This is a genomic window from Bradyrhizobium sp. i1.15.2 (assembly GCF_040548425.1).
In the GTDB taxonomy this organism is placed as follows: domain Bacteria; phylum Pseudomonadota; class Alphaproteobacteria; order Rhizobiales; family Xanthobacteraceae; genus Bradyrhizobium; species Bradyrhizobium canariense.
The window spans coordinates 157045-177821 of record NZ_JBEPRQ010000012.1 but is presented as its reverse complement, the minus strand read 5'-3'; the positions used below and the strand labels follow the sequence as shown (position 1 = coordinate 177821).

Sequence of the window (20777 nt, the reverse complement as noted above, 5' to 3'; positions counted from 1 at the left end):
CCAGGATGCTGCGCTCCTGCCCCACGATTCGCTCTAAAACGAGAGGATCCGAAGGGCGTAACGGACTGCGATCGAACGAAATGGCGGGCTCGACTGGCCGGGTTGACTTCAATCCCCTCGATCAGCATGGAGCCTTGTGAAGCTATTTAGCACTATCGCATCGTTCACTTATGAAACAGTCGTAGCTTGGCCGCATGGGCGTTGCGCTCACGCGGTGATCACGAGCCGGAGTTCTTCGCGAGGCCAGTCGCGATTAGACGCTTCGATAACCAGGCTACGGCAACGCCTTGAGTAGCCGTGCGAACGCGACTGCGGTGCCGCAATCAGGATGGAAGTACCCATCCAGATTGTCGCGCTATACAGTAAAGCCGCCGATCCTTGAACTCGGAACCGCCGGGCTCCTAGACGATCGATTCCATGAAACCTGCGATGCTGGGGCAGGCAGAATGGGCGGAACGGACGGGCACTTGGCAAATTCCTCGTTTGCGGTCGGCGAAACGAGGAGCTGTATCATGGCTGGATGGCGGCGAGCGGTCGAGTTGACGATGACCGACGAAAGAGATAGCAACATTGGCGGCTCTTTCGCGGTCGAGAACTGAATTGGCGAGCCGGTGTCGCGGGCGCAGATGCTGCTGGCGTATCGCGAGAATCCTTCGTTTTGCGCAGTGGGCCAAAGACTTGGTGTCCATCATCAGACGGTGCAGCGCTGTGTCGAGCGAGCGCTGGCCGATGGCCCGATGGCCGCCCTCGACGATCGCCCGCGACCCGGCAAGGAACCAACCATCACGCCTGAGGCCAAAGCCTGGTTGGTGTCGTTGGCGAAGGCGAAGGACCACGGCTATCCACATGAGTTGTGGACGACGCGGCTGTTGGCGCGCCATGCGCGCGAACACGGGCCGGCGGCAGGGCATGCATGCTTGGCCAATTTGGTCGAGGGAACGGTGTGCAAGATCCTGGGCAAGGAGGAAATCAAGCCGCACAAGGTGCGCTACTATCTTGAAAATCGCGATGCTGAGTTCGAACGGAAGATGGCCGAGGTCCTGTGCGTCTATCGTGAAGTCGCAGTTCTGAAAAAAGCCCCTGCCAAGTCGAAGAGACGGGGAAAGCCGGTGGCGATCGTGTCGTGCGACGAAAAGCCGGGCTTTGCGCGCGACCACGAGTACAAACGGCACGGCACGCTCAGCCTGTTGGCCGGGATTGATCTGCTCACCGGGAAGGTCCACGCTCTTGTCAGAGACCGCCAACGCAGCCGCGAGTTCATCAAACTCCTCAGACTTCTTGACGCCGTTTATCCGAGGAGCACCACGATCAAGTTGATCCTCGACAATCATTCCGCGCACATCTCGAGAGAAACCAGAGCCTGGCTCGCTACCCGATCAAGCGGGTGCTCGAGTTCACCTTCACGCCCAAGCACGGCTCGCGGCTCAACCTCATCGAGGGCTTCTTCTCGAAGTTCGCTCGTTCGGTCCTGCGCCACATCCGGGTCGCCTCAAAATATGAGCTCAAGGAGCGCATCATGGCCGGTATCGACGATGTCAATCGCCCCCCCGTCATCCACACATGGTCTTATAAGCTCGCCGAGGCCGCCTGATATGATTCGAACCAAGAAAACGCTGACCTAGTACCCACTTTTCATAAAGCGTGAGTCGTGATTCAACATCGGGATGATACCCGAAGCAAGAGAAGTCGAGCTTTCGAAGAAGGATCGCAAGCTGCTTGAGGCATGTTTCCGCTCGCCGGTGACATTGCAGCGCGATTTGAAGCGGGCTCGGATCGTTCTGTTGGCTGCAGCCGGGCGCAGCACCCGGTTGGTTGCCAAGGAGGTTGGGGTCCAGCCGCGGATTGTCAGCCTGTGGCGGCATCGCTATGCCGACCATGGCCTTGAAGGGCTGCAAGACAAGCCGCGGCCTGGCAAGCAGCCGATCTATACGACAAGCGGATTCTGCGGCTGTTGGACAAACCGCAACCGGAAGGATTTGCGCGTTGGACGGGACCACTGCTGGCCGAGGCGCTGGGCGATGTTGACGTCCAATATGTCTGGCGGTTCCTGCGCAACCACAAGATCGACCTCGTGGTTCGCAAATCCTGGTGCGAGAGCAATGACCCGCACTTCACGGCCAAAGCCACCGATGTTGTCGGCCTCTACGTCGCCCCGCCCGCGAGGCCATTGTGCTATGCGTGGACGAAAAGCCTTCGATCGAGGCCTTGGAGCGGGCGCAGGGTTATCTGAAGTTGCCCAATGGCCGCGCCCTGACCGGTCAGAGCCACGACTACAAGCGGCATGGCACGACAACGCTGTTTGCGGCACTCGAGGTTGCCACCGGAAAGATCATCGCGACGCATTCAAGACAGCGGCGGCGTGTCGAGTTCCTCGACTTCATGGACAGCGTCACCTCGGCTTTTCCGGACCGCCAGCTTCACGTCATCCTCGACAATCTCAACACCCATAAGAAGAACGACCACTGGCTCAAGGCCCAGCCCAATGTGAAATTTCATTTCACGCCGACAAGCGCGTCCTGGCTCAATCAGGTCGAGGTTTGGTTCTCGATCTTGCAGGGGCAGTCGCTCAGCGGCGCGTCCTTCACAAGCCTCAAACAACTCGAGCAGCACATCGATGGCTATATCAAAGCCTACAATTACAAAGCTCAGCCCTTCGTCTGGACCAAGAAAAAGGTCCGTCAAAGCCGATTCAAAGGCCGCCGTATCACCCAGCTCTGATTCCGGGTACTAGAAGGTGACAACCCTTGGCATGACGAGCCTTGCCTCCGTCCGAGCCCGGCCGCCTATGTCACCCACGGCGCCGGCCCGCCTACAACCGGGCCTCCGTCGCTTCAATTGGCGGTTTACACGGGCAGCAGCCGAACGGCTAATTGAGGTCCGTCCTAGGCTCGAAGTCGAGGCAATGGTCTCCAGCGCCGTCTATAGTGACGTGCAACAGGTTGCGCCACGGTCAACTACCAACGTTAGCAATTGATCTAGGTAACAAATGCATGGCAAAGATCATGACCCTAGGCAAGTCACACGTCACAAGGAACGAGCATGCAACATCAGCCACGATCTGTTCTCGCTGACGGATCTGATCGACGCGCTGTCTCGTGGCCTGCAGAAATGCTGCGCGCTCATGTCTGCTACAACAGTGACCTGCCCTTCCTCACGGAAGCGAATGATGTGCTTTCCGATGGGATGACCAAACGCGCTGGCTTCAAAGGTCTCCGGGCATCCGGCCTATTAACAGGCTGCTCTCTCGGCTATCACGATGCCAGCGAAGCCTCATGTAGCCAACTCGTCGATGTAGTCGAGCGGATGATGGAGTCGACTGAACTACCCGTTCTCGTTGACGCCCATAGCGGCTTCGCCAACCTCAACAAATGCGCGCGCACTCGGTCGACGTGGTGTTGACAGCGATGCCCTGTGACACGCAGCGCAGGAAAGGAGCCGCAATGCGCGGCAGTTCGAACGAACTTACCGCTTGGGACCGGGACCACTTCTTTCACCCTTGGACGCTTGTCGGCGCGCATGCGCGCGGCGATATCTCAACCCGCGTGATCGGCCGCGGCGAAGGCATCTACATCACCGACACGTGCGGGAGAACCAGCCTTGACGCCTTCGCGGGTCTTTTTTGTGTCAATGTCGGCTACGGTCGCCAGAAGATCGCCGAGGCGATCGCCGAGCAGGCGAAGGAGCTCGCCTACTACCACGCCTCTGGCCACGGCACGGAAGCCCCGATCACGCTATCTAAGATGATCATCGACCGCGCTCCGAAAGGCATGAGCCGAGTCTACTTCGGCCTGTCTGGCTCTGACGCCAATGAGACGAACATCAAGCTTATATGGTACTACAACAATGTGCTCGGCCGGCCGGCGAAGAAGAAGATAATCTCGCGCTGGCGCGGCTATCACGGCTCGAGCGTCATGACCGGCTCGCTGACAGGGCTGGAACTTTACCACAACGCCTTCGATCTGCCGCGTGCGCCGATCCTGCACACAGAGGCGCCCTACTATTTCCGCCGCGCCGACCGGTCGATGAGCGAGGAGCAGTTCGCGCAGGCCTGTGCCGACAAGCTCGAAGAAATGATCGTGGCCGAGGGGCCTGATACAGTCGCGGCCTTCATCGGTGAGCCGATCCTCGGCGCCGGCGGCATCGTTCCGCCGCCTGCCGGCTACTGGCAGAAGATCCAAGGCGTGCTGAAGAAATATGACGTGCTGCTCGTCGCCGACGAAGTCGTCACCGGCTTCGGCCGTCTTGGGACAATGTTTGGTTCCGACCACTATGGGCTTGAGCCGGACCTGATCACCATCTCCAAGGGCCTGACTTCGGGCTATGCGCCGCTGTCTGGCGTCATCGTCTCCCACAAGGTTTGGCAAGCCCTCGTGAAAGGCTCCGACCAACTCGGCGCCATCGGTCATGGCTGGACCTCTTCCGCGCATCCGATCTGCGCGGCGGCCGGCATTGCAAACCTCGAACTGATCGACGAGATGGGTCTAGTCTCCAATGCTCGCCATACCGGCGCCTATTTCCGCGCCGAGCTGGCCAGGGCACTCGACAGCCACAGACATGTCGGCGAGGTGCGGGGCGACGGGCTGATGGCGGCGGTGGAGTTCGTCAAGGACAGGGACGACCACGTCTTCTTCGAGCCATCGCAGAAGGTCGGCCTGCAGGTCGCCGCCGCGCTGCTCAACCGCGGTGTTATCGGCCGCGCCATGCCTCAGGCTGACATCCTCGGCTTCGCTCCGCCACTCTGCCTAACGAAGGAAGAAGCGGACATCATAGTCCAGAAGACGACCGATGCCATTAATAGTGTGCTTGCCAACTCGTAGGAGATCGACAGCGGCCTTTGGACAAAGCGCGCGCCGTTAACAGTGTCAAAAGATGAGTTCAATCGAAATGCCGATTTCAGCCGCTCCCATTCTCTTCTGAATCGTCGTTATTGCGCGACCGAACCCTGCATGCTTCGGAAGCCATTGTGTGGATCGGCATCGAGCATCCGGATGCACCTTCCAGCGCCTTTGCGGAACAAGCGGGCATCGGAGTCGGTACTCGATGGACTGCGTGTCGATCTTGCGCTTCTCGCAGTGGAAGTCGCGCTCGGCATGGCGTCCCCGACTGCTGCCCGATCGCTTGCCAGATGGCGGGCTTGCCATTGTGGGTCACAGGAGCACTCAATGTACATCGCGAACCCTTTAGATGTTAACGCGCCCATCAACTGGCAGGAAGTACTGGATTGGGCCCAAGCGCTAGGTGAGAGCCTGGCGTGCTGGGAAGATCAGGCGGGCGGGTCTGATGGAGAGACCTGGTGTCGATAAGCTTTGGCCTTCTACAAGCGCGGGCAGTCGCAAGGGGCGACACGCGGAATATGACCGCTGCCTCAATGCCTATCATAGAGCGCTCGACCGTGCCCGCGCAGAGTCGAGGCACGGGATCGGGCGGAGTACGACGTCCGCATCCGCCAATTGCAGCTCGTCATAGCCCAGCGGCATCCAGAAAAATGGTCGGAAACACTTTGTCGGACGATACGGAGGGTCAATTGCAGCCGGCAACCTGATGAGGTGCGGTGGTCTTTTGTTCCAACGGTGCCGATGTGAGTTGTGTGGTTGTGTGGTTGTGTGGCTGCCTGGAGCGTTTGATCACCAGGCCGCCATGATCATGAAATCGTTGGCGAGCACCGCGGCACCAACAAACAATGCGAGCGCTCGGCCCCTGCGGCGCGGCAAAGGTTCATGCCGCGGCCGCGCATCAGCACCGAGATGCGCCCCTCGATGCCGGCGCGAAAGCGCTGGCCTTGCTTGAGCGCCAGAGATTGCTCCAAATTTGGGCGCCGCGGCGTCTTTCTGCTGCCGCGCCGTGGAATGCACACCTTCGTGACAGCGTCGCGCACGCAGGTGCGCCACGCTCTTCTCGCTGAAGAAGCAACGATCGCGCCGAAGGGTGTATCCCACCGGCGGCGACCGGCGGCGGCCGCCTTGTGTAGTTTGAGCGGCGGGCCGAGGATTTGACCTTAAGTCTAGCTTTAAGCTCACGTGGCGAATGCAGGTCAATGTGCTGGGCGCCGAGCGTCGGCGGCGATGGAGTTACGACGAGAAGGTTCGCCTGGTCGAAGAGACCTTGCAGGCTGGCGAGACGGTCTGCGGCGTCGCGCGCCGCCGGCACGGGGTGGCTCATAGCCTGCTGTATGCGTGGCGTCGACAAGCGCGCCTGGGTCGACTGGGCGGAGATGTCGCGCCTGCTCTTGTTCCCGTCGAGATCACACCTGTGGCGGCTCCGATCTCGGGCGGCGTGCCACAACCACCGTCTTCACCGCCTGCGCAGCGTGCAAGGGCTGGAATCATCGAGATCGAGCTTGGCGGCTGTCGCGTTCGCGTTGACCGCGACGTGGACGTTGAGGTGCTGCAGCAAGTTCTTGAACTCCTGCGGCGACGATGATCCCGATTCCGAGCGGCGTCAGGGTTTGGATCGCCACTGGCCACACCGATATGCGTCGTGGCATGCGAAGTCTTGCTCTAACAGTTCAGGAGAGCCTGAAGCGCGATCCCCACGCTGGCGATCTCTACATCTTCCGTGGCCGCCGCGGTGATCTGGTCAAGATTCTCTGGCATGACGGGTTGGGCCTGTCGCTCTACGCCAAGCGCCTGGACCGCGGAAAGTTCATCTGGCCCTCGGCGTCGGCCGGCGCGATATCGATCTCAGCGGCACAAATGGCTTACATGCTTGAGGGCATCGACTGGAGGACTCCCCAACAAAGTTGGCGGCCGCAGAGCGCAGGCTGAGCAGATTAATCTGCAGCTTTTTTTGCATTTTGGGGAGTCACATCGGGTCCAATCTGTGATTCACTGTGTCGGATGAACGCTAATCATGACGCTGTACCGGATGACATTGCCGCCCTGAAGGAGGCGCTGACTGTCGAGCGCGCGAAGGGTTTGGAGATCGCCGCTGAACTCGCGGTCGCCCGCGCGAAAGCGTCGGAAGACGAGGCGCTGATTGCCCAGCAGAAGCTGCAGATCGCCAAGCTAAAGTATCAGATTTACGGACAGCGGTCGGAGCGTTCTTCGCGCCTGATCGAGACGTGACGCGGACGCTGGAAGTGGTGCCGCGCCAGCGGAAGGTGATCGAGACTGTGCGGGAAAAGTTCAGCTGGATGGGCCTGGAGCGTGATGACGTCGACCTCGACGCCGGCGTGCTGACGGTCCGGCTGACCAAGTTTGGCAAGTCGAGGCTCGTGCCATTGCATCCGACGACGAGAACCGCGCTGCGCGACTACGCCCACCGGCGCGACGCGATGCTCGGATCACGCTGCGGCTCGACCTTCTTCGTTGCCGAACAGGGAGGCCGCTCTCTGCACCAGTACGTTCATCGCGTCTTCTGGCGATTGTCCAGAGAGATTGGGCTGCCCAGGTGATCATACCGGGCCACGCGCGCACGACTTCCGTCATCGCTTCGCCATCCGGACGTTGCTCGACTGGTTATAGCGCGACAATCTGGATGGGAAGCGCATCCAGATGTCGCGCGCAGTCGACCATGGCAGACGTCGTAGGGGCGTGCTGCACGGTATTGGAGCCGCTGTCGCGGCTCTTGGAAGCCCACGTCATGGCAGCCGAACGCCTCCATGGCGACGACACCACCGTGCCCGTGCTGGCCTTGGGCAAGTGCGATGTCGCTCGATGCTGGGTCTATGTGAAGGACGATCGCCCCTTCGGCGGCTCAGATCCGCCGGCGACGATGTTTTATTACTCGCGCGATCGAAGTGGTGAGCATCCGCAGGCGCATCTGGCCAACTACACCGGGATCCTCTACGCCCTATGCCGCGCGCGGCATAGGGCAGAGACGATGAGGCTATACATGGCGGCGACTCGGCACCCTCCGCGGTCGAACCCACAGAATAACCGCGACTTTCTGCCCAATCCGATGCCGCGCACCGCTCTTTCGGCGTCATTGTTCGAGAGGCAGACGCGGCCATCGTCGAGGAAGCGCGTGAAGGAGGCCCAGCGCTTGAACATATAGTTCATGGCCTTGGCCAGATCGTGACCGCGGGAGAGCTTGGCGCACTGCTCGCGCATATTGGCTTCCAGATCGGCGACGAGCGGCGCGCTCTGCGCCTGGCGAACAGCCTTTCGTTGGTCGGCATTTCGGCCATTGATAGAGCGCTCGATCTCGAACAGAGCGTCGATGCGGCGCACGATCTCCACGGCGACGGGCGAGATGACGATCTCCTTCTTTCCGGCCGCTTTGCGCCGCGCGTTCCTGTCGGCCCTCGGCGCGAACGAGTATCTCGCTGGCGCGCCAGTCGATATCATCGAGCGTGAGCGTCGCTACCTCGTCGGCCCGCAGGCCGAGCTTGGCCAGCAACAACAGAATGGCGTAGTCGCGCCGTCCCATCACCGTCTTTCGGTCGCAACCGTCGAGAGCCTTCCGCACCTGAGCGGGCGGCAGATAGGTCGGCAGAGTTGCGAGCTTCCATCGCCGCATCGATGGAACGCAATTCGCCAACGGGCGCCCCGCGATGGAGGAGGTAACGAAGAAAGGCGCGCAACGACCAGCACATCGCCTTGCCTGTTTCCGGGCTCCTATCCTGGGCGTGGCGCTCAATGTAGCGGATCACGTCCTCTTGGCTGATCTTGCACAGGTCGCCGGCGCCGCCGGAGCACACCTCGTGCAGGAACCTGCGGATGACCGGAGATGGCGGACGATGGAAGGCGGCAGCACCAACGGCGCGATCGCGCCTTCCGCGCGCAGCACCGACAGCCATCGCTTGAGCGCGGCCCGGTCACCGGGTTTGGGCAGACTGCTTCCCGCTCGATGTCGGAGGTACCGCTCAACGAACTGCTCATCGAGATCGGCCAGCTTATAGCGACGGCCCGCGATCCAACTCAGGAGCCCGCCAACCACATTGAGGCAACGCCAGGCGCTGTGCCGAACGAGCCTCTCTTCGACGAGACGAACGGCGTAGCACTCGACGAGCCGTCCGTGCGGCCCGCTTCTGAGATGCCGGTACAGCCGGCTTCTGCCCAAGTACTCTTCAACTTCCATCTTCCTGTTCTCCGCTGTTGAAAGCGGAGGCACAGAACGAACTATGCCGAACCGACCAAATGCCGGTCAGCCAGAAATCTGGGGAAAACAACCCGACTCGGCATAGTTCGGCGGGCGGCATAATCTGCCAAGATGAACGCAGTTGACCCTCAGGCCTGGCTCGCCGATGTACTCGCTCGCATCGCCACCGACCCGCCCACAGGCTCGATGAGCTGCTGCCCTGGAACTGGAAGACTGCGCAACAGCAGGGCCTTTCGGCGCAGGCGGCTTGATGGGGCACGTCAACAAAGTCAGCCACGTGTTCACTCTCAGCCATGTCGCTGAGATGCTCGGTGAAGACGAGGAATGGCTGTTCGAGGTCGCCGAAGAAATGGACACCGAGGATGGCCAGCTATGGGTCGTCGGCGTCGGTGAAGACGGGGTGATGGCGTTCACCGATGACGGGATCGAGAACCTCAAAGAGCTGATCGCAATCCACAAGGACACCCGCAGCATCATCGAAAAACGCCGCCAAGCGCTCGCTGCGATGATGAAGCCGAAGACCGAAGAGTCCGACGAGATCTAACCGCTAACCGGATAGATCAGCGCGCTTGCGGCCTACAGCGCATGGTTACCGAAGGGTTTGGCGGTTTCACTCTGCAAGCGCCACATGTACCTCGTCCGCAGGATTCCCTTCAGCATGTCATACGGGTGATCATTCCCAGCACTTTCGGCGAGAAACACCTTGTGGCTCGAACTCGACAGGCGTGCGCGCACTTTGCCGCGCCTGGTCGGGTCTGTATGCGGCTCGAAGATCGAATAGATCTTGTCCGCATTGGCGATCTGCCCGCTGCGGCGGGAGGTCTCTCGGTCACCCGGGCCCCTCGTCGCGGCGGCGTCGATTTCAGGGCAGTCAGCACGTCCGTAGTGCCGGCGTTGTCGAGAGCGGTCCCGGCGTTCACATCACCTCTTCGGCAACGTCGACCAGCGCCCGGTGGGTTGTTCCCTCCGGGGATCCGGCGGCCTGGCGCTGGCGCGTCGTCTTCTGAATCTCGTACATGCGCCGGTGCGCGGCGCGCCGGGAGTTGGAGAGCCCGAGAAGCCCCGCAATACCTCGCCATTTGCTTTCCGAGTGTCGGTGCCGCGGTGCGGATCGTATAGGGTCCTGCACCTTCGCGTATCGGCATCGAAGGCTTCGACGACGCAGTTGGAATGAGAGGCTCGCGCCGCATTGTTATGAAATCCTCGACGAGGCAGTTCCTGTCGACGACTATGCGGCCGTGGCAAAGACTGCTCAATTGTCGCCGATCAGCCGACTCTTACGGCGAGCACTTGCGCGGCTGCGTAAGATCAAGTCCGCCGTAGGAAGCTTACGCAGGCTCGGTTTTGTCGAAACGATCAACACGGCGCCGCACCTCCTCGCCGGTTGTCCAAGTAAGCCAGTCGTCGTCGACAATATTCTCTTCCACCAGCTGCAATATCGATCCGCCGGGTTCATGATGCCGGTTTTCGTATTGCGCAACGACGCCCTTATCCAGTAACCAGCGCGGTACAAGCCCACACAAGAAGTCAGGGGCCCACATGGCTAAAGACACGCCGTGCGATATTCCTGCCATGATCTTGGGCATACCCTGTCCTCTATAGTCTTTGCGAACCCAAAGATCCCCGTGATAGGCCACTTTGCCGATCATCTGCTTCGCGCTCGGTGCTGTGCAAATACAACGGTCCTCAGGATGTGCATGTATGGTCGGGTCCGCGTAAAACGCCTTAAGGGATTGAAGATGTTCTGCAAAGTTGCTGTGCGAAAGCTCATACAATCGAGCAGCCTGTAAAAGCGCGACATCGTTGTTCTTGTCGACACCTATCATCCAATATCCCTCGCCTGGTTTAATTGGCGAGCGATCCGGCCGGAAATTTGGATATGTACGCCCCTTTGTTGGAGTGGCACGTGTGATTGACACATACTTATGAAAATCGAACCCTACCGATAGGCTGACGCCTTTTTGAGCAGCGGCCTCATCATATATTTGAAGGAAGCGCGAGACATTCAACGGATTAACTACGCTTGCCATTGCTGCCCCCAGTCCACCGTGATGAGTTGCGTCTTAGTCTGTACGGCTCGTTACCAATTGACCTTACGCCACTAACAAAAAATTGTGACCTACTCGATCTAGTGAGGAATATTGTATCGATATTGAGAGTCCGGTCGCTGTCCGCCAGCCGCGTGTGCGCGACCGCGAGGCGGCGGTCACCGATCCTGACTGCATCCGGTTCTCTCCGTCGATCCTGCCGCCGTACATGCGTCGCTAGAAGTCGATCGAGCGATCGAGCCGCGAAGCCCGCCTCGAGGACGAAAACAGTGCGTCCTCGTGCTGATCGGTGATCGGTGCGACGCCGGAAGGGAACTGGTCGGCTTCACCGATGGCGCCCGCGGGAGTGCGCACGACTGGCGCGATCTGAAGCGGCGCGGGCTCGACGCTACGCATACGACGAAGGCCGCCTGATTGACGCATGCGCGTGAGGGCCGGGTAGCGCTATGAAGGCGTTGCGTGAAGATCAGGCAGCCTGCTGATCGGCGGGAGTGTCGCCTTGGCGGAGGAGCTTCCATTCCCAGGGCAGCAGTTCGTGCAGACGCGATGCGGGACGATCGGCGATGATATCGGCGAGCCAGGCCTTGGGATCGACATCGTTAAGACGACAGGTGGTGATCATCGTCAGCATGATGGCGGCGCGGTCGGCACCGCGCAGGCTGCCGGCGAAGGTCCAATTGGAATCTTCGGTGCCCCATACGTTGGACTCGTACGCCTGACGCGGCACGCCTTCCGGATCTGTCACGCCATCGGCGATCGTCGCAGGGGCAGATACGAGTAGCGCCTAAGCAGCTCCTCCCTTGCGCTATCGGGAAGCGTAGGTGCGCTCGATCCGGACCGACGTGACAGACTCGCTCCCACTGCAGCTCGCGGGCATGTATTCGGCTATCAGCTACCTGCGGTTGACGCGGGGTGAGACGAGCCCATCGTGATCCCCACGCAGCCGGCCGAGCCTTTCAGATCGGTTGTTGGCTTCCCCTCGTTGGGCATGACATGGCGATAAACCTAGCTTGCCGCTGCCGTTGAGCCGAAACGCGCATCCGTTGATTCATTGTAATCGGCCGCAGTACGCCGCGAGTTCCTTCTCGTTGACTGGGCGCGCCCCAGTCATTTTACCAGAGATTAACTGGCGGCGAAACCATAAGGTGTCGCTCTGTCCGAGGTTGGCTACGCCACGCATGTGCCGCGCCTGATCCTTTCTAAATTTCCGATGACCTCTCTTGACGTGCCGGTTCGAGGCCACAGTTCACGGGATAAAAGCTTCACATTTTGACGCTCAGGGGCAGAATTGCTGCGCTGTGACTGGTGATATTGCTCGAACGCAGATCCCGCGGCCCGGTACTATTAATTCGAGATCATTCTTTGCACCGGCCGGCCCGGCGCACCTGTTCCAACCGGTGTACTTGCTGCCGCTGATTGAGCTGTGCGCCGGACGGCGCACGGCGCCCGATGCTGGGGCGGCGGAGATCTACCGGCGGGGATGCACCCGCTCGGGTTGCGTAACGGTGGGATCGTTAATCGAGCAACGGGCATTCAAGTAGTCGTGGTCGAGGCTCACCAAGCGCCCGAGGTCACGGACCACAGCAGCAATGGAGCAACCGATGAATCGGCCCGCCAACATCCATAATGACCAATCCAGCAGTAACTCGCTGGATCTTACAAGCCTCACTGTCGAAGGCGTTCAAGCTGGATTGGCAATCGGAGCGTACACGGCCAAGTCGTTGGTCGAGGCAAGCCTCGACGCGGTTGAGCGGTACAATGCGAAATACAACGCGATCATCTTTCTGAACCCCTCGGCCGTCGACGATGCGAAGGAAATCGATAGGCGCCGTACGGCCGGCGAGCGCCTTGGTCCGTTGGCAGGCGTTCCGGTCGTCGTAAAAGACACCATAGACATGGCCGGCCTTCCCACAACTGCGGGATGGTCGCTGCTGTGCAGCACAACGGGCGGGGTCGATCTCACGCCGGAGCGTGACGCACCGGTCGTGGCCCGGTTGCGGGAGGCGGGCGCAGTGATCATCGGAAAGACAAACGTTCCCATTCTAAGCTGCAGTAGTTCTCACGCCAATAACAGTTGGGCAGGGCCGACACTGAATGTCGTGATACCCGAGCGCGTGCCAGGCGGCAGCAGTTCAGGCAGCGCCTCTGCGGTCGCCGCGGCTATGGTTGTGCTCGGCCTGGGCGAAGAGACCGGTGGTTCGATTCAAAATCCTGCTTCGGCGCAGGACCTCGTCGGCATCAAGCCAACTATCGGGTTGGTGCCCAACGCGGGCGTCTTTCCTGGATCGGCCAATCGGGATGTCGTCGGTCCCCTTGCGCGATGTGTGCGCGACGCGGCCATTTGCCTGGATGTGCTTGCCGGGTACACGTCAGAGGATCCCAAGACCCTCGCAAGTGTCGGCAAGAAGCCAAAGGGAGGTTACACCTCAAAGCTTGACGCGGATGCGCTTAAGGGCAAACGGCTTGCCCTTTACGGCAGCGGATGGCGCAATCAGGGTCTTTCAATGGAGGCGGAGGAACTCTATGGCAGAGCAAAAGACGAGCTCGAAAAAATCGGCGCAGTTCTGATCGAAGATCCCTTTGCCGGCTCGGGATTTGCGGACCTCCATTGGCCGATTCCTCCGCTTGCGAATTTCGACGCACGCGGCCTTGAGTCCGCTCCCTACGACCTTCACAAATACCTCGAGCGGCTGGGCTCTAAGGCCGCTCTAAAGACGTTTCCGGAGTTCGCCAAGGCGACTGCGAAGGAAAATCCGTTCGGGCCGACCGGCATAGCGTACTTCCTGGCCAATCTACCGCAGTTCGCAGCGGTCCTGGCAAACCCGTCGCACCCGCCGAACATCAGTGAGTTCATTGCTCTCAAGGAGGAGTATCTTGCGATATTCGATGAGGTGTTTGCACGTTATCACCTCGACGCCTGCGTCTTTCCCCAGATGCTTCAGGAGCTGCCGGCGCTGCACGGGACGGAGCTCATTCGTGCAACAACTGTCGACCAAATCAACATTGGTGGTTTTCCGGGGGTCACTGTTCCTGCCGGCTACTACGCGTCGGGGTCACCGTTCGGCTTGATCTTTGTGGGCGGAATGTGGAGTGAGGCCGAACTGTTGTCTTACGCATACGCATATGAGTGCGCAACCCGGCACCGTAAGGTACCCACTCTCAGAAACGAAGCTTAGCGCCTCGGCGCTCGCAGGACTAGTCAGGCTTGATCGAACACCGCGCATTGCGTACCTCGCACTTGAGCAGCCGGCGGCAGTTGACCTGTCGAGCTGAAGAGGTTGAGGATCCAAGATCCACGCGGGATGCTGAAACAGACTGGCGTCGCCTCCGCATAAGCGCGAGGTCGAGCCCGGAAACATGCGCAAGGACGCCCTGATCGTCAGTGATGTTGTCGGTCTCAAGCCGCAAGCGGGTCATCTCCCCAATCCCTGCACTCCGCTGGCCGTTTTCCACCTCTGTCGTGGGCGGCCTTTCAGGTCGTATCCGATCCTCGACATATGCCTCGTATCGCCACTTCGTGTCCGGCGCTCTCTCTTGTTGTTGAGCTCGATGGGCTCCGCTCGCTTCAACTCAAGGGGACAGCGCGTTCATGGCCCTCGTACATAGGCATCATCCACCTATGGCGTGCAGTTCCGTCCCGGATCAATACTGATCCCAACAGGGGGGGAGGTGCTGCTGACGGAGTTCCTGAAACTCGCAGAGAGTTCACAAGCGCATCGGTGAGCCCCGGAGCCAGCCGCGAACATTTCGACTCCCGCAAACCTGCACGCTGGTGTGATATCGGATCCGCGAGCTATCGCCAGATTGGCCAAGAGAGGACAGCCTGAATCGAGATGAATTCGACCAGAATCGCGCGGGAACGACAACAGGCGTCCCGGCCGATCTGAAGCATTGCTGCTACAGACGCAGTCGGCCGCTCTTCGGCGTGATTTCCCTGTTAGGCGCAGAATTTCGGCTGTGCGACGCCGCATTCGGGAGATTTGGTCTTTTGGCACACGATATGATTTTTCCCAGCAATGACGTTCTGCCCGCAGTAGAGCGACGCTTCGGAGCGCTCTCCTGAAGAACGGGCCAGGTACACCTATCGAAAAGATGAAGCAGAGAGACTGTGATGGGTCTGCTCGAATTCGACGGAAAGCGCTATCTCGACGGCCGTGCTTCCGATCCGCGTGAACTCGGCTGGATGTGTGGTGCGCCGCCGCCTCCGGAGAAGCGCATCACGTTCGAGAGCGATGCGTTTATCGATTTTCCTCAGATTCGCTGGTCGCTGTCGCACATGCGCGAACTCGGGCCGACCGCAAACGTGTGGCGCGGCCCCGGCGCGCCTTCACAATTTGAGCGTGTGGACAGGACCAGCGAGATCGAGGCGCTGACCTTCGCCGATCTGGATGGCCGTACCCGCCGGTTCGAGGACGCCCTCTTCGACACCTATGCCGACGGCATCCTGGTGCTGCATCGCGGACGAATTGTCTATGAGCGGTACTTTGGTGAGCTTGAGCCGCACCTGCCGCATGCGTGCCACTCGGTCACCAAGTCCTACACGGGTTCACTTGCTGCAGCATTCGTCCATGAAGGCGTGCTCGACGATTCAAAGATGATCCCGCACTATCTTCCCGAACTGAGGGGCACTGCATGGGACGACGCCACGCTGCGTCAGGTGATGGACATGCACACCGGCCTTGACTACAACGAGATCTACGCTGATGAGCGCTCCAGCGTTCGAGTACTTGGCCGCGCTTGCGGCAGGCGGCCGCGGCCGGCCGGCTACGACGGGCCGCGGACCTTGTGCGACTACCTGCGCACTGTACGCAAGGAAGGGGCGCATGGCGAAAGCTTCGCCTACAAGACGGTGAACTCAGAAGTCATGACGTGGGTCATGACGCGCGTGACGGGCCGCTCGTTCACGCAACTGATGCATGAGCGACTCTGGGCCCCGCTCGGCTGCGAGGAGGACGGCTACGTCAGTGTTGACCCTGCTGGCACTCAGATGGGCGGTGGTGGCATGTGCGCGACGCTGCGCGACGTGGCGCGCTTCGGCGAGCTGATGCGGCGCGAAGGCGAGTGGAACGGAAAGCAGCTCATTCCCGCAGCGGTCGTACATGACGTCCAGAAGGGCGATCACCCCGCGAGGTTCGTCTCCCTGGGGGTGACTCGCTCGTATCGCAGCCAGTGGTGGGTAACGCACGACGAGCTCGGCGCTTTTCAAGCCTCGGGCATTCACGGCCAGCGCGTGTATATCGCGCCCAAGGCTGAGATGGTGGTCGCGCGTTTTGCGTCGCACCCAGTGGCATCATCTGCCGCGAGTGAGCCGATCGTACTGCCGCAGATGCTGGCTCTGGGGCGGATGCTGCGCGAGTAACGAACACGACGACAAGGCTCGGCCCCACGCGCACCACGTTCAGCGCGGAGCACGCGCTGGCTAGGCGATCCCCCGGCGCCGGCGCGCGGAAAGATGGCGCCGAATGTTGCAGACCATGTCAATGATCTGCACTCAGTGGCTGGCAGAAACAGACACGCGCAGAGGATCAGCTTCTGACGACAGCGGCGCGCCCAGTGCGCGTTGTTTTCAGTACCTGCTGAATTGCGGCGGAAATCGGCCCGCACCCCTGGCCGCGGCGCGGATTTGCGCGGAACGATTCCCCGTACCGATGGATGCGCAGGGGGACGAGCGCTTCGTGATTTGCCCCAAGCCGGGACGCCCTGACCATTAACAGCTTGAGTCGATATTGCCGAGCTGCCTGTGTCGTCGCAGACCCCGCCCCCCGGACGGCTCAGCGCTTTTCGTCGGAGAAGGGATAGACCCGATCAACCGCAACATGTCTATATGGTAGGCTGCGCAAATCTGCAGGTCCCCAGTCCGGAGTGTCGACAATAAGAATGGCCGCGGATGCAGACTCGAAAAATGCGCGGAAGTGCGTCTTGGAGCGCAGGACGACGTAGTCGAATTCGTCCAGCGTGCGTCCGAATTGCGTCAGGCAATCGTCGTCGACGGCAGTACTTGGCAACGAAGTCAACGAGACGATTGCTGTTCCCGTGTCTATTACGGCGGTGTCGCCCAGCGCTACGGTGCGGCCAGTAAAGTAAGGACCGGTCGCGCGGTAACTGACGTGCCCCACGTGAACCACCTTCCCTTCGACCAAGACCGCCCCGCCCGCACGCCCACTGCTCCTTCCGCCGACCTTGAGATTGACTGCGGCGCCGACGCCGGCGGACACCGCTTCGGCAACTGCTTGAGGATCCCACAGATAAGGAACGGCCGTTCGCGGCAGCCTCTGGCTCAGGACCTCACGAAGGATATAAGTCGAATCATGCATCCGATCGGCATGTTCAAGCAGAATGACCGGGCGTCTGCCTTCGGATACGAGCTTCTTGGCCGCGTCGATTCCGCTGACGACGGAGTGCAGCAGCTCGCGGTGATTCAGAGCTTCCCGTTGCGTCCAGATCCGAGACGAGAAGCTGTTTGCGAGCTCGAGTGCGGTCGAACGGTCTCTGTCCACTACCACCACAACCGAGAAGCCACAGTTCGGTACATCGGCGTAGGAAAAGCCGGCGAAGATCGATACATCGAGATATCGGTCGCTCCGATCGCTCGCAGAGATTGACTGGGAGACGATCGACTTGAGTGGATTCAGGTTCGTCGTGCTGAAGATGCTCGGCACCATGACACCTGGCTTCACGAGAACGCAGACCGGTGTGATCTCTCCTCGCAAAGAACGAAACAGGCACTCCGCCGCGCGCTTTCCTGCCAGGCCCATGTCCGTGTGTGGCGAGAAGCGACAGCCGAAGACAGCATCCGCCGCCGCGATTGTTCCCTCGTCGAGATTGGCATGATAGTCGAGCGCAACCATGATCGGGATGTTCGCTCCGACAACCGCTCGGACACGTTCCAGTGTCTCCCGATCAGCATCAAGACGTGTCGGCGTCGCCATCGCCCCATGAAGATCCAGCAGGACGGCATCAAGCTTGCCCGCCGATCTCAGGCCCTCGACCAATCTTTCGACATAGTGCTCATAAGCTTCGTCGCTGGTCGGGCCGGCAGCCCCGCCTGAAGTACAGAACAGAGGAACGATCTCGGCACACTCGCGCTCGCAAACGTCGATCATCCCACCGACTCCGGTGTTGGTCCCCCGATACTTGTCGAGCAGATCCGGACCGGAGGTCTCGACCAGCCTGAATTCTTCAAGAGGCATCTGCTTGTCGATGAACGTCACCGATTCCTGGATGAAGCCCGCAACAGCGATACGGTGTCCCGTGCTGGCGTTAGAAGACATCAGTCATCTCCTTTTTGCGTCCGCTGCCGACAATATGCCGCCAAAACCGGTTGCCAGTCTCCTACGGACACGGCCTGACAATTATTGATCATGTTCGTTCATTTGGAGGACATCGGCAATCGGGCTCCCTCCGGGTTCGTTTGGGCGCTTTCGCAGTCGAGGACGGACGCGGATACATGGAATTGCATGATCGACGTTGGTCGATCGTTCCGGGCAGACCATTCATGCCTCAATACCGTTCTCCCGCATCAATCGCGCTCCAGATGCCTCGGTGAGAAGAATGCGGACGTCGAGGACGTCCAGACCATCGGGATGGACGAGGACCGGGTTAAGATCGAGTTCAGCGATCTCCGGGAATGCCTCAACGAAGCGCGAAATCTTCACCATGAGGTCTGCAAGCGCATCCCGGTCAACCGGGTCTCCTCCGCGTACGCCATCGAGAAGCGCTTTCGACTTGATTTCACCCAACATCGCAGCGGCATCATCTGGCGAAATCGGAAGCGCGCGGAAAACGACGTCAGCGAGGACTTCGACCAGGACTCCGCCGATTCCGAACATCATCACGGGGCCGTACGCTAGGTCGCGCACGACGCCGACGATGACTTCGACTCCCTCCTTTGCTGCCATCGGCGTGATCAGGACACCGGAAATATCCGGATTCGCTACAGCGGCCCTGGCATTTGCAACGATCTCGACAAAACTGCGTCGCGCCGATGCGACGTCAGCCACGTTGAGTTTTACTCCGCCTGCCTCCGTCTTGTGGATGATGTCTCGAGACACGATCTTCATCGCGACTGGCTGTGCGCCGAGGCGGAGAAACGCCTCCTCGGCATCCGCCTCGCCTGCAGCCAGCAGAGCCGGAGCGAACTGCAAGCCGAAGTCCTGCAGGCTTGATCTGCCTTCGTGTTCGAGTACCGCCTGCCGACCCTCGGCCCTGCAGCGCGCAAGAACCTGTTCAAAGATGCCGTTGCGTTCCGCGCGGCGTGGCGGCAGCTGCGCAAGGGCGCGACGCGCCTCACCATACTCTGCGAGGGCCTGCAGGCATTGCACGGCGGTTTCCAGGGAACTTTGCACGGGGATGCCGGCTCGGCGCGCGTACACAAGCGGCAACGGTCGCAGATCTCCCTGGAGAGCACCATACAGGCTGTGAATGATGATGGGCTTATCATATCGGCGCGGCATCGCGCCTATCGCGTCCGTCGCATCGAGTTCGACCGCGAGCAGGTCTTGCGAGAAACGGACCGCGTACCCGCCATAGAGACCGGATATGAGAAGGCCGTCGACTGCCGAATCCTGCAGAAGAATCTCGGCGGCGGCGGCAAATATTGACGGATCAGCATCCGTGCCGCCAGCGACATCGACAGGATTGCCAAGCGATGCGGCCGCAGGGAGAATTGCCGCAAGCCGCGACCGCGTCTCTTCACTCAGGCGGGCGAGCACCAGCCCGCGCTCACACATTGCATCGGCAGCAATCGTTGCGTGACCTCCGCCGTCGGCAAGGACGGCGATGCGGCGGGAGTTCAGGGCTGGCATTAATGAAAGCGCCTCCGCAACCGGCAGAATTTCATCGGATCGGTGCGTGAGGATCGCGCCGGCCTGCCGCAGTGCGCCCTCGCTCACCGCGTATTCACCGGCAAGAGCGCCGGTATGAGATCTCGCGGAACTCCTTCCCGCACTTGTCCGCCCCGCTTTGTAAATCACGACCGGTTTGACTGGCGAGATGCGCCTCAAAGCTTGCAGGAAGCGGCGACCATCCTTGAGACCCTCAATATAGGCGATCACGACGCTGGTGTTGGGGTCCGCTGCGAAATAGTCAAGATACTCGTGGAATTGTATGTCGACCTCGTTTCCAACGCCAACGTACGTACTCAGACCGACACACCCGTTGGCTTGAGCTTCCGTAACGAGCGACAGCGCCATGTTGCCGGACTGGGACAGGAGCCCGATCGTACCTTTGCGCAAGTCTGAAAACCCAACGATGTTGCAGGCCTTATGAGTATTGAACATGCCCGAAGTATTCGGTCCGATGATTCTTACGCTGCCGGCACGTGCGGCGGCAAGCATTGCATCCTGGACCGCTCGGCCATCGTCCCCGGCCTCGGCGAAGCCCCCCGCCAGAACTATGGCGCCGAGCACTCCTCTTTCCGCGCATTCGGTCATGACCGAAGGGACAGTGGCGGCCGGAGTACAGACCAGCACGAGGTCGACGGGGCCCGGCAAGCCATCCAGGCTGGAGAAGCACCGTACCCCGCAAATTTCATTCTCCTTTGGGTTGATCGGATAGATCGCTCCGGAGTAGCCGTCATCCAGCAGCGTTCTCAGTGACCGATAGCCGCGCTTGGCCGGATTCTGCGACGCGCCGATGATCGCGATGGAGTTTGGATATAGAATGTCGATCAGATTGTTCGATGCCATT

12 protein-coding genes and 10 pseudogenes are annotated in these 20777 nt (G+C 60.4%); 16 read left to right on the top strand and 6 right to left on the bottom strand.

Going from position 1 to position 20777, the window contains the following annotated elements:
* Positions 1 to 626: 626 nt before the first annotated feature.
* From ABIB80_RS22370 to ABIB80_RS22330, 10 genes and pseudogenes are all read left to right on the top strand, one after another.
* Positions 627 to 1325 (top strand): annotated as a pseudogene (locus ABIB80_RS22370) (IS630 family transposase); the annotation flags it as partial.
* Between the two features lie 59 nt (positions 1326 to 1384).
* Positions 1385 to 1591: a hypothetical protein gene (locus tag ABIB80_RS22365; RefSeq protein WP_354128400.1), complete on the top strand. Its 207-nt coding sequence runs from the start codon at positions 1385 to 1387 to the stop codon at positions 1589 to 1591.
* A gap of 73 nt (positions 1592 to 1664) precedes the next feature.
* A pseudogene (locus ABIB80_RS22360) lies at positions 1665 to 2718 on the top strand (IS630 family transposase).
* Positions 2719 to 3039: 321 nt separating this feature from the next.
* A complete protein-coding gene (locus tag ABIB80_RS22355) occupies positions 3040 to 3399 on the top strand; it encodes an isocitrate lyase/phosphoenolpyruvate mutase family protein (protein WP_354128364.1) in 360 nt (119 codons plus the stop codon).
* 41 nt (positions 3400 to 3440) lie between these two features.
* The gene (locus ABIB80_RS22350) at positions 3441 to 4817 is read left to right on the top strand and encodes an aspartate aminotransferase family protein (RefSeq protein ID WP_354128396.1); all 1377 of its coding nucleotides are present in this window, start codon (positions 3441 to 3443) and stop codon (positions 4815 to 4817) included.
* Between the two features lie 1207 nt (positions 4818 to 6024).
* The gene (gene tnpA, locus ABIB80_RS39405; protein WP_502918739.1) at positions 6025 to 6420 is read left to right on the top strand and encodes an IS66-like element accessory protein TnpA; all 396 of its coding nucleotides are present in this window, start codon (positions 6025 to 6027) and stop codon (positions 6418 to 6420) included.
* Positions 6417 to 6764: an IS66 family insertion sequence element accessory protein TnpB gene (gene tnpB, locus ABIB80_RS22340; RefSeq protein ID WP_354128363.1), complete on the top strand. Its 348-nt coding sequence runs from the start codon at positions 6417 to 6419 to the stop codon at positions 6762 to 6764. Before tnpA ends, tnpB begins: the two co-directional genes overlap by 4 nt.
* Before the next feature lie 72 nt (positions 6765 to 6836).
* Positions 6837 to 7064 (top strand): annotated as a pseudogene (locus tag ABIB80_RS22335) (IS66 family transposase); the annotation flags it as partial.
* A gap of 68 nt (positions 7065 to 7132) precedes the next feature.
* A pseudogene (locus tag ABIB80_RS39400) lies at positions 7133 to 7457 on the top strand (tyrosine-type recombinase/integrase); the annotation flags it as partial.
* A gap of 49 nt (positions 7458 to 7506) precedes the next feature.
* Positions 7507 to 7791: pseudogene (locus ABIB80_RS22330) on the top strand (IS66 family transposase); the annotation flags it as partial.
* A 20-nt stretch (positions 7792 to 7811) separates the two neighbouring features.
* On the opposite strand, the pseudogene ABIB80_RS22325 reads toward ABIB80_RS22330, so the two are convergent.
* Together ABIB80_RS22325 and ABIB80_RS22320 are read right to left on the bottom strand one after the other, a co-directional pair.
* A pseudogene (locus tag ABIB80_RS22325) lies at positions 7812 to 8243 on the bottom strand (IS66 family transposase); the annotation flags it as partial.
* A gap of 40 nt (positions 8244 to 8283) precedes the next feature.
* Positions 8284 to 8370 (bottom strand): annotated as a pseudogene (locus ABIB80_RS22320) (hypothetical protein); the annotation flags it as partial.
* A 300-nt stretch (positions 8371 to 8670) separates the two neighbouring features.
* On the opposite strand from ABIB80_RS22320, the gene ABIB80_RS22315 reads away from it, so the two are divergent.
* The 3 genes and pseudogenes from ABIB80_RS22315 to ABIB80_RS22305 all read left to right on the top strand — a co-directional run bounded on the left by ABIB80_RS22315 (position 8671) and on the right by ABIB80_RS22305 (position 9586).
* Positions 8671 to 9042: a hypothetical protein gene (locus tag ABIB80_RS22315; protein ID WP_354128362.1), complete on the top strand. Its 372-nt coding sequence runs from the start codon at positions 8671 to 8673 to the stop codon at positions 9040 to 9042.
* Positions 9043 to 9144: 102 nt separating this feature from the next.
* Positions 9145 to 9293, top strand: a pseudogene (locus tag ABIB80_RS22310) (transposase domain-containing protein); the annotation flags it as partial.
* Positions 9293 to 9586 carry a hypothetical protein gene (locus ABIB80_RS22305; protein WP_354128361.1) on the top strand — a complete coding sequence of 98 codons (294 nt, stop codon included), beginning with the start codon at positions 9293 to 9295 and terminating at the stop codon, positions 9584 to 9586. The pseudogene ABIB80_RS22310 and the gene ABIB80_RS22305, both read left to right, overlap by 1 nt.
* Positions 9587 to 10370: 784 nt before the next feature.
* Here ABIB80_RS22305 and ABIB80_RS22300 read toward each other — a convergent pair.
* Positions 10371 to 11072 (bottom strand): hypothetical protein, encoded by a 702-nt coding sequence (locus tag ABIB80_RS22300; RefSeq protein WP_354128360.1) that lies wholly within the window; start codon positions 11070 to 11072, stop codon positions 10371 to 10373.
* A gap of 130 nt (positions 11073 to 11202) precedes the next feature.
* Here ABIB80_RS22300 and ABIB80_RS22295 point away from each other — a divergent pair.
* Positions 11203 to 11477 (top strand): annotated as a pseudogene (locus ABIB80_RS22295) (IS256 family transposase); the annotation flags it as partial.
* A 79-nt stretch (positions 11478 to 11556) separates the two neighbouring features.
* On the opposite strand, the pseudogene ABIB80_RS22290 reads toward ABIB80_RS22295, so the two are convergent.
* A pseudogene (locus tag ABIB80_RS22290) lies at positions 11557 to 11769 on the bottom strand (transposase domain-containing protein); the annotation flags it as partial.
* 922 nt (positions 11770 to 12691) lie between these two features.
* Between ABIB80_RS22290 and ABIB80_RS22285 the strand changes: the two are divergent.
* The gene (locus ABIB80_RS22285; RefSeq protein WP_354128359.1) at positions 12692 to 14266 is read left to right on the top strand and encodes an amidase; all 1575 of its coding nucleotides are present in this window, start codon (positions 12692 to 12694) and stop codon (positions 14264 to 14266) included.
* 935 nt (positions 14267 to 15201) lie between these two features.
* Positions 15202 to 16449, top strand: coding sequence for a serine hydrolase domain-containing protein (locus tag ABIB80_RS22280; protein ID WP_354128358.1), 1248 nt, complete (start codon positions 15202 to 15204; stop codon positions 16447 to 16449).
* A 412-nt stretch (positions 16450 to 16861) separates the two neighbouring features.
* On the opposite strand, the gene ABIB80_RS22275 is transcribed toward ABIB80_RS22280, so the two are convergent.
* Together ABIB80_RS22275 and ABIB80_RS22270 are read right to left on the bottom strand one after the other, a co-directional pair.
* On the bottom strand, positions 16862 to 18361 hold the full coding sequence (locus ABIB80_RS22275; RefSeq protein ID WP_354128357.1) for a M81 family metallopeptidase: 1500 nt from the start codon (positions 18359 to 18361) through the stop codon (positions 16862 to 16864).
* Positions 18362 to 18583: 222 nt separating this feature from the next.
* On the bottom strand, positions 18584 to 20776 hold the full coding sequence (locus tag ABIB80_RS22270; RefSeq protein ID WP_354128356.1) for an acetate--CoA ligase family protein: 2193 nt from the start codon (positions 20774 to 20776) through the stop codon (positions 18584 to 18586).
* Position 20777 lies beyond the last annotated feature (1 nt).